This is a genomic window from Streptomyces venezuelae (assembly GCF_008642295.1).
Lineage (GTDB): Bacteria > Actinomycetota > Actinomycetes > Streptomycetales > Streptomycetaceae > Streptomyces > Streptomyces venezuelae_C.
On record NZ_CP029190.1, the window covers coordinates 5,965,799 to 5,978,149 of the forward strand.

Consider the following 12,351-nt stretch of genomic DNA (forward strand, 5'->3'; position numbering starts at 1 on the left):
GTACAAGACTGTGAAGGACATTTCCGTGAAGATTCGTAACCAGTGGTTGGTGGCCCCGCTCGGCGCGGTCACCGCAGCGGCGCTGCTCAGCGGTTGCGGCGCGCAGGAGAGCACCGGGGCCGGCAACCAGTCGGTGACCATGGGAATGTCCGACGAGGTGAAGGCGACCGACCCCGCGTCGGGCTACGACCCGGGCTCCTGGCTGCTGTTCAACAACGTCTTCCAGTCCCTGCTGCACTTCCCCAAGGGATCCACCACCCCGTCCCCCGAGGCCGCCGAGACCTGCGGCTTCGACGGCAGCGACAGCAAGCGGTTCTCCTGCACCCTGCGCGACGGGCTGAAGTTCAGCAACGGCAACGCCCTCACCTCCAAGGACGTCAAGTACTCCTTCGAGCGCACCCTGAAGATCAACGACGAGAACGGCCCGGCCGTGATGCTCTCGTCGATCGCCGGCATCGACACCCCCGACGAGAAGACCGTCGTCTTCCGCCTCAAGACCTCCGACGCGACCTTCCCCAGCAAGATCGCATCCGGTGCGGGCTCCATCGTCGACCACCGCGAATACCCGGCCGACAAGCTCCGCACCGACGGCAAGGCCGTCGGCTCCGGTGTCTACAAGCTGGACTCCTTCGGCGAGAAGAGCGCCAGCCTCTCCGTCAACGACTCCTACAAGGGCCAGGCCAAGCCCAAGAACACCGGCGTCACCATCAAGTTCTTCAACGAGGACCAGGCCGCCCTGAAGAAGGCCCTCGACGACGGCGGAGTCGACTTCGCCTTCCGCGGCCTGGCCCCCCAGGACATCCCCGCGCCCGCCGCCTCCAACGGCTCCGACGGCAAGCCCTCCGCCGTCCAGGGCACCGGCGCCGAGGTCGAACACCTCGTCTTCAACATGAACGACCCCATCGCCGGCAAGCTCCCCGTCCGCAAGGCCATCGCCTACCTGCTGGACCGCGAAGCCCTCACCAAGACCGTCTACCAGGGCACCGCCACCCCGCTCTACTCGATGGTCCCGGCCGGTATCAGCGGCCACACCACCTCCTTCTTCGACAAGTACGGCTCCTCCCCGCAGCCCGACAAGGCCAAGGAGGTCCTGGAGAAGGGCGGGATCAAGAGCAAGGTCAAGGTGACCCTCTGGTCCACCCCCACCCGCTACGGCCCGGCCACCGACCAGCAGTTCCAGGTCATAGCCAAGCAGCTCAACGACAGCGGGCTCTTCCAGGCCGACGTCAAGTCGGTCGAGTTCGACCAGTACGAGAAGGACATCGAGGCCGGCAAGTACGGCATCTACGTCAAGGGCTGGGTCCCGGACTACCCGGACGCCGACAACTTCACCCAGCCGTTCTTCGGCAAGGACAACGTCCTGAAGAACAACTACCTCAACAAGGAAATCAGCGAGCGGATCATCCCGGCCACCTCGGCCCTCTCCGACCGCACCGCCACCTCCACCGACTACGCCCGCCTCCAGGACATCGTGGCCGACGAGCTGCCGATCCTCCCCCTCTGGCAGAGCAAGCAGTACGCGGTGGCACGCCCGAACGTCACCGGCCTCCAGTGGTCCCTGGACGCCTCCACCGTCTTCCGCTTCTGGGAGATCAGCAAGGGCTGAGCCCAAGCCGGCCGGGCACGCAGCTACTGCGCGCCCGGCCGCACCAGCCCGCTCTCATACGCGTACACCGCCGCCTGCACCCGGTCCCGCAGGCCCAGCTTCGTCAGCACATGACCCACATGCGTCTTCACCGTCGTCTCGCTGACGAACAGATCCGCCGCGATCTCCGCGTTCGACAGCCCCCGGGCCACCAGCTTCAACACCTCGACCTCACGCTCGGTCAACGTGCCCAGCGTGTCCGGAAGGCTCTCCTCACCGGACGGCAGGTGCCCCGCGTACTTGTCCAGCAGCCGCCGCGTGATCGACGGCGCGAGCATCGCCTCGCCCCCCGCCACCACCCGGATCGCCTGCACCAGCTCATTGGCCGGCGCATCCTTCAGCAGGAACCCGCTCGCACCCGCCCGCAGCGCCTCCACCACGTACTCGTCCAGATCGAACGTGGTCAGCACCAGCACCTTCGCCGGACCGTCCCGGCCCGGCCCGGTGATCTGCCGGGTCGCCTCCACCCCGTCCATCCGCGGCATCCGGATGTCCATCAGCACCACGTCCGGCTGCAGCGCACGCACCTGGTCCAGCGCCTGCAGACCGTCCCCGGCCTCGCCGACGACCGCAAGGTCCTGCTCGGCCTCCAGAATCATCCGGAACCCGGTACGCAGCAGCGGCTGGTCGTCGACCAGAAGGACGCGGATCGCCACAGGATCTCCCCAGGAATTGTCGTAAAGGCGGCTTCGGCAGCTTCGGCGGCTTCGGCGGCAACACCGGCTCCGACGGACACCGGCGCCGCCCATTCTGCCCTCATCGGACGATCAGGATTCCTCCGGGCCGCCCCCCGCCACATCGGACCTGGGGATGATCGTCAACGGATAGGCCGGGGGAGTGCCACCGAATTCCGGACACACCGCCTGGTGATCGCACCAGCCGCACAGCTTCGTCGGCCGAGGCCGCCAGTCACCCGACTCCGTCGCCTCCTTGATCGCCTCCCACAGCGCATGCAGCTTCCGCTCCACCCGCTCCAGATCCGCGATCACCGGGTCGTACGTCAGCACATCCCCACTGCCCAGATACACCAGCTGCAGCCGCCGCGGCACCACCCGCTTCAGCCGCCACACCACCAGCGCATAGAACTTCATCTGGAACAGCGCACCCTCGGCATACTCCGGACGCGGCGCCTTCCCCGTCTTGTAATCGACGATCCGCACCTCACCCGTCGGCGCCACATCCACCCGGTCGATGATCCCGCGCAGCCGCAGCCCCGACTCCAGCTCCGCCTCCACGAAGAACTCCCGCTCCACCGGCTCCAGCCGCGTCGGGTCCTCCAGCGTGAACCAGCGCTCCACCAGCGCCTCGGCCTCCGTCAGCCACCGCGCCAGCCCCGCACCCCCGTCATCCTCCGGGAACAGCTGCGCCAGCTCCGGCCTCGACTCCAGCAGCCGGTCCCACTGCCCCGGCACCAGCGCCTTGGCCCGCGGCGCCGTACGCTCGTCCGCAGGATGGTCGAAGAGCCGCTCCAGCACCGCATGCACCAGCGTCCCCCGCGTCGCCGCCGCACTCGGCTTCTCCGGCAGCTTGTCGATCACCCGGAACCGGTACAGCAGCGGACACTGCATGAAATCGCTCGCCCGCGACGGGGACAGCGAACTGGGCCGGACAGCAACCGGCGCGGCATCGGCTTCCGCGGCACCTGGCACCGCACCGGAACTCGTCGTCATGTCCAAGACCCTACGACCCGCGACCGACAGCACGCGCATACCATCGACGGCGGCACCCCTCGCACTGCATGATCGGAGCATCACCCCGTGCAACGGCGGGGCCCCGGACACAGCGGCCACCGCACCGGCCCAAGCTCACCGAACGAAGGACAGCCGTGGCAGACACCGACGAAACCGGCGAGCGCCCAGGCAGGCGCTCCGAACCGGGCGGCGGACTCCTCATGGGCCGCCCCTTCGGCGTACCCGTCTACGTCTCGCCCAGCTGGTTCGTGGTCGCCGCCCTCATCACCTGGATCTTCGGCGACCGCCTCGGCCAGGTACTGCCCGGCCTCGGAGCCGTCCGCTACCTGATCGCCCTCTTCTTCGCCATCGCCTTCTACGCCTCCGTACTCGTCCACGAACTCGCCCACGCCATCGCCGGACTCCGCTTCAAGCTCACCGTCCGCCGCATCCAGCTCCAGTTCGTCGGCGGCGCCACCCACGTCGACGAGGCCGGCACCCCCGGCCGCGAATTCGTCCTCGCCGGCGTCGGCCCCCTGCTCTCCCTCCTCCTGGCCGGCGCCTTCTACCTCGGCATGACCGCCGTCGAACCCGGCACCGTCCCCGGCGTCCTGCTGGCCGGCCTCATGATCGCCAACCTGATCGTCGCCGTCTTCAACCTGCTCCCCGGCCTCCCCCTCGACGGCGGCCGAATGCTCCGCGCCGTCATCTGGGGCATCACCGGCCGCGCCATGTCCGGCACCGTCGCCGCCGCCTGGGTCGGCCGCGCCATCGCCGTCGCCGTCCTCCTCGGCCTCCCCCTCCTCACCGAAACCGGCGTCATCGGCTCCGGCAACGACGAGGCCGGCGGCATGGACACCGTCATGAACGCCCTGCTCGCCGCCATCCTCGCGGCGATCATGTGGACCGGCGCCGGCAACAGCCTCCGCATGGCCCGGCTCCGCGAACACCTCCCCGAACTCCGCGCCCACGCCCTCACCCGCCGCGCCATCCCCATCGAAGCCGCCACCCCCCTCTCCGAAGCCCTCCGCCGCGCCAACGAAGCCGGCGCCCGCGCCCTGGTCATCACCGACGGCCACGGCGAACCCACCGCCATCGTCCGCGAAACCTCCATCGCCTCCGTCCCCGAACACCGCCGCCCCTGGGTCGCCGTCAGCGCCCTCGCCCAGGACCTCGACGAAGGCATGAAGGTTTCCGCGGACCTCGCCGGCGAAGAACTCCTCGACCACCTCCGCGCCACCCCCGCCACCGAATACCTGGTCCTCCAGCCCGACGGCTCCATCTACGGCGTCCTGTCCACCCTCGACGTCGAAAAAGCCTTCTTCAAGGCCATGGCACGGCCCCACTCCTGAAGCCAATACACTGGTCACATGTCCGAACCGACCGGTGCCGCCCGCCGACGCGGGCCCTTCAAGGTCGGGGACCAGGTCCAGCTCACCGACCCCAAGGGACGCCACTACACGTTCACGCTCGAAGCCGGGAAGAATTTCCACACCCACAAGGGTTCCTTCCCGCACGACGAGCTGATCGGCGCTCCCGAGGGCAGTGTTGTCCGTACCACGGGGAACGTCGCGTACCTCGCGCTGCGACCCCTGCTCCCCGACTACGTCCTGTCCATGCCCCGCGGCGCCGCCGTGGTCTACCCCAAGGACGCGGGCCAGATCCTGGCCTTCGCCGACATCTTCCCCGGCGCCCGCGTCGTGGAAGCGGGCGTGGGCTCCGGCTCCCTCAGCAGCTTCCTGCTGCGCGCCATCGGCGACCAGGGCATGCTCCACAGCTACGAGCGGCGCGCAGACTTCGCCGAGATCGCCAAGGACAACGTCGAGCGCTACTTCGGCGGCCCGCACCCCGCGTGGCAGCTGACCGTGGGCGACCTCCAGGACAACCTGTCCGACACCGACGTCGACCGCGTGATCCTCGACATGCTCGCCCCCTGGGAATGCCTCGAAGCGGTCAAGAAGGCCCTGGTCCCCGGCGGCATCCTCTGCTGCTACGTGGCCACCACCACCCAGCTCTCCAAGACCGTCGAGTCCATCCGCGAGATCGGCTGCTTCGCCGAACCGCAGCCCTGGGAATCGATGATCCGCAACTGGCACGTGGAAGGCCTCGCCGTCCGCCCCGACCACCGGATGATCGGCCACACCGGCTTCCTCGTCACCGCCCGGCGCCTCGCCGACGGCGTCGAGCCCCCGCTGCGCCGCCGCCGCCCCGCCAAGGGCGCCTACGGCGAGGACTACGAGGGCCCCGGCAGCGGCTCCGGCCGCGGCTAGCCGCCCACCACAACCACAAGGCGCCGTGCCGTAGTTCCCCCACCACCCGGGGGAACTGCGGCACGGCGCCTCCGCGTTGCCCCCCGCCCGCCGTGTGGGCAATCGTCCGCAGGGCGATGGGGGTTCCCCCTGCTCGAGCGCAGCCGAGAGCTTGGGGGAGGGTGGGCACACGGCACCAAGGCCCCGGCCGCCCGAACCCGCCCGGACCCACCCTCCCCCAAGTTCTCGACTTCGCTCGAACAGGGGGGACCCCCATCGCCGAGCGCAGCGGTATGGCACGATGCTGGCTCCCCGTCATCCCCCGCGCAGGAGACGCCCCCGTGCACAACCCCGCCGAGCCCGCCCTCCCGCACACCCACGCCCGGCCCCTGCACTGGCTCACCACCGCCGCCGCCATGGCCGCCGTCATCGCCGCAGCGGGACTCCTCCAGCCCACCCCCGCAGCCGGCGCCCGCACCCCCGGCCCCCAGACGGCCGCCGCACCCGGGCCACAGGGCCCCGGAGCCCAGGCTCCCGGCCCCCAGACCCCCGCACCCGACCCCAAAACCGCCGCATACCCCCTGGACTGCCGAGGCGGACCCCACCAGATCACCGGCACCGCCCAAGGCGACCTCGACCGCGACGGACACCCCGACACCGTGGTCGCCGTCCGCTGCGAAGCAGGCCTGGGAACCCCGCCCAACGCCCTCTACGTCCTCGCCCCCGACCCCGCCGACACCACCCGCGCCCGGGTCGTCGCCACCCTGCTCCCGGCCGAGCAGCGCCGCCACGTCACCGAGCTCGCCGTACGTGACGGAGCCGTCACCGCCACCCTCCTCGGCTACTCCGGCCCCGAGGTCCCGCGCTGCTGCCCCGACACCCGCGAGCTCGCCAAGTGGGTATGGACCGCCGGAAAATTCAGCCAGGAGCTGACAACCGCCGAAGCGCGGAGTGCCTGAACCGCTACTCGGCGTCCGGCCCGAACACCTCGACCCGGTCCGAAACCCGCCGTACGTGGATGCAGTCGCCCGGGCACTCCTTGGCCGAGTCCACCACGTCCGAGAGCAGCTCCAGCGGAACCGGAGTGGTCGCCCCCGGCTCCTGCAGCAGCTCGTCCTCCGCACTCTTCACGTACGCCAGACCGTCGATGTCCAGCTCGAACACCTCCGGCGCGTACTGGACGCAGATGCCGTCGCCGGTGCACAGGTCCTGGTCGATCCAGACCTCCAGCGGCTCTCCGGCGCCCCCGGATCCTGCGGTTCCGTCGGCCGGAGCCTCCTGCTGCACGGTCATATCCTCTGCCGTCCCCTTGTGCTGTGCGCGGGTGTTGAACGCTTCGACCTTACAACTGGCCGCTTTCCGATGTTGATGGGTGGGTATTCACCTGGCGTGAGGGGATACGCAAGGGTGAAGATCGGACACGCCCCTACCGTCTTTGTGATCTAGGGGTTTCAATCACCACCAGCCCAGGTAGGGTCAGGAAGCGTCCAGCTCCCCTTGGAGGAGGTGAGGACCGTGGCAGCCCACGACGACGACATCAACCGCGGCATCCGGCCGGGGCGGGGGTCCGATGACCCCGCCGGTCAGGTTGCCTATCTCGAGCAGGAAATCGCCGTCCTGCGACGTAAGCTCGCCGACTCTCCGCGACACACGAGGATTCTCGAAGAGCGGATCGTCGAGCTCCAGACAAACCTGGCCGGCGTCTCCGCACAAAACGAGCGGCTGGCCAATACCCTCCGTGAGGCCCGCGACCAGATCGTGGCACTCAAGGAGGAAGTCGACCGGCTCGCCCAGCCGCCGGCCGGCTTCGGTGTCTTCCTTCAGGCGAACGAAGACGGCACCGTCGACATCTTCACCGGCGGCCGAAAGCTCCGCGTGAACGTCAGCCCCAGCGTCGACCCGGAAGACCTCCGGCGCGGCCAGGAGGTCATGCTCAACGAAGCGCTCAACGTGGTCGAGGCCATGGAATTCGAGCGGGCCGGGGACATCGTCACCCTCAAGGAAATCCTCGAGGACGGCGAGCGCGCCCTGGTCGTCGGGCACACCGACGAGGAAAGGGTGGTGAGGCTCGCCGAGCCGCTCCTGGACATCACCATCCGCCCCGGCGACGCCCTCCTGCTCGAACCCCGCTCCGGCTACGTCTACGAAGTGGTCCCCAAGAGCGAGGTCGAGGAACTCGTCCTCGAAGAGGTCCCGGACATCGACTACGACAAGATCGGCGGCCTGGGCGACCAGATCGAGCTGATCCGCGACGCCGTCGAGCTCCCCTACCTCTACCCCGACCTCTTCAAGGAGCACGAACTCCGGCCGCCGAAGGGCATCCTGCTCTACGGTCCCCCCGGATGCGGCAAGACGCTCATCGCCAAGGCGGTGGCCAACTCCCTTGCCAAGAAGGTCGCCGAGGTGACCGGCCAGCCCGCCGGAAAGTCCTACTTCCTCAACATCAAGGGACCCGAACTCCTCAACAAGTACGTCGGCGAGACCGAGCGGCACATCCGCCTCGTCTTCCAGCGTGCCCGCGAGAAGGCGAGCGAAGGCACCCCCGTCATCGTCTTCTTCGACGAGATGGAGTCCCTCTTCCGCACCCGCGGATCCGGCGTCAGCTCGGACGTGGAGAACACCATCGTCCCCCAGCTGCTCGCCGAGATCGACGGCGTGGAAGGCCTGGAGAACGTCATCGTCATCGGCGCCTCCAACCGCGAGGACATGATCGACCCGGCCATCCTGCGCCCCGGCCGGCTCGACGTGAAGATCAAGATCGAGCGCCCGGACGCCGAGGCGGCCCGGGACATCTTCGCCAAGTACCTCAAGGCCTCGCTGCCCCTGCACACGGAGGACCTCTCCGAACACCAGGGATCCGCCGAGGTCGCGGTCCACAGCATGATCCAGACCGTTGTGGAGCAGATGTACGCCGAAACCGAGGAGAACCGCTTCCTCGAGGTCACGTACGCCAATGGCGACAAGGAAGTCCTTTACTTCAAGGACTTCAACTCCGGCGCCATGATCCAGAACATCGTCGACCGTGCCAAGAAGATGGCCATCAAGGCCTTCCTCGAGCACAACCAGAAGGGCCTCCGCGTCTCCCACCTCCTCCAGGCATGCGTGGACGAGTTCAAGGAGAACGAGGACCTGCCGAACACCACCAACCCCGACGACTGGGCCCGGATCTCCGGAAAGAAGGGCGAGCGGATCGTCTTCATCCGCACCCTCGTCACCGGAAAGCAGGGCGCAGACACCGGACGCTCCATCGACACGGTGGCCAACACCGGTCAGTACCTCTGACCGACCGGAACGGGGCGGCTGCGGATGCCCTGAAAGGGGCGACCGCAGCCGCCTGCTTTTCAGCCGCCCGGACCACAATTCAATGACAGAAATGATCTCCCCACCAGCGCGGAGCCGCTCTAGGCTCTTCCGTACCGCTCCCGGTCGGGAGCGCCGCCGGGCAAGGAGGGCCGCATGACCGTACGGCGCGTAATGGGGATCGAGACGGAGTACGGGATCTCCGTCCCCGGTCACCCGAACGCCAATGCCATGCTCACCTCGTCCCAGATCGTCAATGCGTACGCGGCGGCGATGCACCGGGCGCGACGCGCCCGCTGGGACTTCGAGGAGGAGAACCCGCTGCGGGACGCCCGCGGCTTCGACCTCGCCCGCGAGGCCGCCGACAGCAGCCAGCTGACGGACGAGGACATCGGCCTGGCCAATGTCATCCTCACCAACGGCGCCCGGCTCTACGTCGACCACGCCCACCCGGAGTACAGCTCACCGGAGGTCACCAACCCGCGCGACGCCGTCCTCTGGGACAAGGCCGGCGAGCGGATCATGGCCGAGGCGGCCGAACGGGCCGCCCAGCTGCCCGGCGCCCAGCCGATCCACCTCTACAAGAACAACACCGACAACAAGGGCGCCTCCTACGGCACGCACGAGAACTACCTGATGAAGCGGGAGACCCCCTTCTCGGACATCGTGCGGCACCTGACCCCGTTCTTCGTCAGCCGCCAGGTGGTGACCGGCGCCGGCCGGGTCGGTATCGGCCAGGACGGCCGCGAGCACGGCTTCCAGATCAGCCAGCGCGCGGACTACTTCGAGGTCGAGGTCGGCCTCGAGACCACCTTGAAGCGGCCCATCATCAACACTCGGGACGAGCCCCACTCGGACGCGGAGAAATACCGCCGGCTGCACGTGATCATCGGCGATGCGAACCTCTCCGAGATCTCGACCTACCTGAAGCTCGGCACCACGGCCCTGGTGCTGTCCATGATCGAGGACGGCTTCATCAACGTGGACCTGGCCGTGGACCAGCCGGTGCGCACCCTGCACCAGGTCTCCCACGACCCGGACCTCCAGCACCTGATCACCCTGCGCAGCGGGCGCACCCTGACCGCCGTACAACTCCAGATGGAGTACTTCGAGCTGGCCCGGAAGTACGTGGAGGAGCGGTTCGGCGCGGATGCCGACGAGCAGACCAAGGACGTCCTCTCGCGCTGGGAGGACGTGCTGGGCCGGCTGGAGAGCGACCCGATGAGCCTGGCGGGCGAACTGGACTGGATCGCCAAACGGGAGATCCTGGAGGGCTACCGGCGCCGTGACGGCCTGGGCTGGGACGCGGCCCGGCTGCACCTGGTCGACCTCCAGTACTCCGACGTACGCCAGGACAAGGGCCTGTACAACCGCCTGGCCGCCCGCGGCAAGATGAAGCGGCTGCTGGAGGAGCCGGCGGTGGAACGGGCCCAGAGCAAGCCTCCGGAGGACACCCGGGCGTATTTCCGGGGCCGGTGCCTGGAGCAGTACGCGGACGATGTGGCCGCGGCCAGCTGGGACTCGGTGATCTTCGACCTCCCGGGCCGCGACTCGCTCCAGCGGGTCCCGACCCTGGAACCCCTGCGGGGTACCCGGAACCACGTGAAGGAGCTCCTGGACCGCTGCCGTACGGCGGAGGACCTGGTGCGGGTTCTTTCGGGGGGCTGATCGCGGCTGAAAGGGCGCGCGGCCGGGAATCATGAAGGAACCCGGACGTTATGAAAGTGCGGGGACGTACGTCGGACCCTCCTTGTAAGGTCCGGCTTAAGGTCTGATCTTGAGAGATCCCGATCCGGGGTCTCTCATCGTGAGCGTGCGAACCGAGCGGGGTGAGGTAGACATGGCGACCAAGGACACCGGCGGCGGACAGCAGAAGGCGACGCGCTCGACCGAGGAGGTCGAGGAGACGGCTGCCGAGGCGAGCTCCGACCTCAAGGAACGACAGGAAAAGCTGTCAGACGACGTGGACTCGGTACTCGACGAAATCGATGATGTGCTCGAGGAGAACGCCGAGGACTTCGTGCGCTCCTTCGTTCAGAAGGGTGGAGAGTGATTTTCCCTTCGAATCGAAGGTGAAGTGACCCGGGGAGGGTGAGTGTCGGAGACGGTGAAGCGGTGTCCGCGGTGCGGGGAGACCAAGGCGCGTGAGGCGTTCGCCGCCAACCGGGCCGCGCGGGACGGCCTGCAGGCTTACTGCAGGCCGTGCGCGGCCGACTATCACCAGGAGCGGCAGAAGGCCAAAGGCAAGAATGTGCGCCCTCGGGTGCCGGCTCCAGAGGGACACAAGTATTGCCGCAAGTGTGGAGAGATCAAGCCCCACAGTGAGTGGGACCGGAACAAGACTGCGTCCGATGGTTTGTCGACGCGCTGCAAAGCGTGTCGGGCGGCCGAAGGCCGTGCGGGCCATCTCAAGCGGGCCTACGGCATCACCGAAGCCGAGCGCGAAGAGCTTCTCCGGGCCCAGTTCGGGCTCTGCGTGATCTGTCTGAAAGCCCCGCCCGTGCATGTGGATCATTGCCACGAGACGGGTAAAGTCCGAGGCGTACTGTGCTTCAACTGCAACTCGGCCATCGGCAAGTTGGGAGACGATCCCGACACTCTGCGTCGGGCCATCTCATATCTGGAGGGAAACGCGTGGAAGCCAATCCTCGTAGCACCGGGCGTCTACCTGCTGCCTTCCTGACGCCGGGATCCTCGTCCTTCATGGACTTCCTGGGGAGCCATGCTCCGGACCTGCTGCCCGGCAACCGCAAGCTGCCGGACGGGATCGTCGAGGCGCCGCACGGGACGACCATCGTGGCCGCCACCTTCCCCGGCGGGGTCGTGCTCGCCGGTGACCGGCGGGCGACCATGGGGAACATGATCGCGCAGCGGGACATCGAGAAGGTGTTCCCCGCCGATGAGTACTCGGCGGTCGGCATCGCCGGAACCGCCGGTCTCGCCGTGGAGATGGTGAAGCTGTTCCAGCTGGAGCTGGAGCACTTCGAGAAGGTGGAGGGGACGACCCTTTCGCTGGAGGGCAAGGCCAACCGGCTGTCCACCATGATCCGCAGCAACCTCGGCATGGCCATGCAGGGCCTGGCCGTGGTCCCGCTCTTCGCCGGCTGGGACGAGGGCAAGGAGAAGGGCCGGATCTTCTCCTACGACGTCACCGGCGGCCGTTCCGAGGAGCACGGATTCGCCGCCACCGGCTCCGGGTCGATCTTCGCCCGGGGTTCCATGAAGAAGCTGTACCGCAGTGATCTGACGGAGGAGCAGGCGACCACCCTGGTCGTGCAGGCCCTCTACGACGCCGCCGACGACGACTCGGCGACCGGTGGACCGGACCTGTACCGGCGGATCTTCCCGATCATCACCGTCATCACCGACGAAGGCTTCCGCCGGCTCTCCGAGGAGGAGTCCTCGGCGCTGGCGCGTTCGGTCACCGAGCGGCGCATGGAGGAGCCCGACGGCCCGCGTGCCGCCCTTCTGTAACCACTCGTCAGCC

The 12,351-nt window shown here is 68.3% G+C and carries 12 protein-coding genes; 9 read left to right on the forward strand and 3 right to left on the reverse strand.

The annotated features are described in order from the left end of the window. The first annotated feature begins 25 nt into the window (after positions 1-25). On the forward strand, positions 26-1,606 hold the full coding sequence (locus DEJ50_RS26870) for an ABC transporter substrate-binding protein (protein ID WP_150210667.1): 1,581 nt from the start codon (positions 26-28) through the stop codon (positions 1,604-1,606). Between the two features lie 23 nt (positions 1,607-1,629). On the opposite strand, the gene DEJ50_RS26875 is transcribed toward DEJ50_RS26870, so the two are convergent. Both DEJ50_RS26875 and DEJ50_RS26880 read right to left on the reverse strand, forming a co-directional pair. After that, on the reverse strand, positions 1,630-2,301 hold the full coding sequence (locus DEJ50_RS26875; RefSeq protein ID WP_150210668.1) for a response regulator: 672 nt from the start codon (positions 2,299-2,301) through the stop codon (positions 1,630-1,632). A gap of 111 nt (positions 2,302-2,412) precedes the next feature. Next, positions 2,413-3,315, reverse strand: coding sequence for a RecB family exonuclease (locus tag DEJ50_RS26880; protein WP_190345053.1), 903 nt, complete (start codon positions 3,313-3,315; stop codon positions 2,413-2,415). A gap of 68 nt (positions 3,316-3,383) precedes the next feature. Between DEJ50_RS26880 and DEJ50_RS26885 the strand changes: the two genes are divergently transcribed. From DEJ50_RS26885 to DEJ50_RS26895, 3 genes are all read left to right on the forward strand, one after another. Continuing rightward, positions 3,384-4,667 carry a site-2 protease family protein gene (locus tag DEJ50_RS26885; protein ID WP_411757643.1) on the forward strand — a complete coding sequence of 428 codons (1,284 nt, stop codon included), beginning with the start codon at positions 3,384-3,386 and terminating at the stop codon, positions 4,665-4,667. An 18-nt stretch (positions 4,668-4,685) separates the two neighbouring features. Continuing rightward, positions 4,686-5,585 carry a tRNA (adenine-N1)-methyltransferase gene (locus DEJ50_RS26890; protein WP_150210670.1) on the forward strand — a complete coding sequence of 300 codons (900 nt, stop codon included), beginning with the start codon at positions 4,686-4,688 and terminating at the stop codon, positions 5,583-5,585. Between the two features lie 320 nt (positions 5,586-5,905). Further along, positions 5,906-6,523: a hypothetical protein gene (locus DEJ50_RS26895; RefSeq protein ID WP_150210671.1), complete on the forward strand. Its 618-nt coding sequence runs from the start codon at positions 5,906-5,908 to the stop codon at positions 6,521-6,523. Positions 6,524-6,527: 4 nt separating this feature from the next. Here the strand turns inward: DEJ50_RS26895 and DEJ50_RS26900 are convergent, their stop codons facing one another. Beyond that, the gene (locus DEJ50_RS26900; RefSeq protein WP_150210672.1) at positions 6,528-6,857 is read right to left on the reverse strand and encodes a ferredoxin; all 330 of its coding nucleotides are present in this window, start codon (positions 6,855-6,857) and stop codon (positions 6,528-6,530) included. A 222-nt stretch (positions 6,858-7,079) separates the two neighbouring features. On the opposite strand from DEJ50_RS26900, the gene arc reads away from it, so the two are divergent. The 5 genes from arc to prcB all read left to right on the forward strand — a co-directional run bounded on the left by arc (position 7,080) and on the right by prcB (position 12,338). After that, positions 7,080-8,846 (forward strand): proteasome ATPase, encoded by a 1,767-nt coding sequence (gene arc, locus DEJ50_RS26905; RefSeq protein WP_150210673.1) that lies wholly within the window; start codon positions 7,080-7,082, stop codon positions 8,844-8,846. A 174-nt stretch (positions 8,847-9,020) separates the two neighbouring features. Continuing rightward, entirely contained in the window at positions 9,021-10,532 is a 1,512-nt protein-coding gene (dop, locus tag DEJ50_RS26910; protein ID WP_411757644.1) for a depupylase/deamidase Dop, read from the forward strand. Positions 10,533-10,704: 172 nt separating this feature from the next. Next, on the forward strand, positions 10,705-10,917 hold the full coding sequence (locus tag DEJ50_RS26915) for a ubiquitin-like protein Pup (RefSeq protein WP_150210674.1): 213 nt from the start codon (positions 10,705-10,707) through the stop codon (positions 10,915-10,917). A 42-nt stretch (positions 10,918-10,959) separates the two neighbouring features. Then, positions 10,960-11,547: an endonuclease VII domain-containing protein gene (locus DEJ50_RS26920; protein WP_150210675.1), complete on the forward strand. Its 588-nt coding sequence runs from the start codon at positions 10,960-10,962 to the stop codon at positions 11,545-11,547. Then, complete coding sequence (gene prcB, locus DEJ50_RS26925; protein WP_150210676.1) at positions 11,499-12,338, forward strand: proteasome subunit beta; 840 nt, start codon at positions 11,499-11,501, stop codon at positions 12,336-12,338. Before DEJ50_RS26920 ends, prcB begins: the two co-directional genes overlap by 49 nt. The last annotated feature ends 13 nt before the right edge of the window (positions 12,339-12,351 follow it).

Excerpts from the sequence above, each read along its gene's own strand:
- DEJ50_RS26900 (WP_150210672.1), bottom strand. The coding sequence starts at position 6,857 with ATGACCGTGCAGCAGGAGGCTCCGGCCGACGGAACCGCAGGATCCGGG.
- DEJ50_RS26885 (WP_411757643.1), top strand. The coding sequence starts at position 3,384 with ATGATCGGAGCATCACCCCGTGCAACGGCGGGGCCCCGGACACAGCGG.
- DEJ50_RS26890 (WP_150210670.1), top strand. The coding sequence starts at position 4,686 with ATGTCCGAACCGACCGGTGCCGCCCGCCGACGCGGGCCCTTCAAGGTC.
- dop (WP_411757644.1), top strand. The coding sequence starts at position 9,021 with ATGACCGTACGGCGCGTAATGGGGATCGAGACGGAGTACGGGATCTCC.
- DEJ50_RS26880 (WP_190345053.1), bottom strand. The coding sequence starts at position 3,315 with ATGACGACGAGTTCCGGTGCGGTGCCAGGTGCCGCGGAAGCCGATGCC.
- DEJ50_RS26915 (WP_150210674.1), top strand. The coding sequence starts at position 10,705 with ATGGCGACCAAGGACACCGGCGGCGGACAGCAGAAGGCGACGCGCTCG.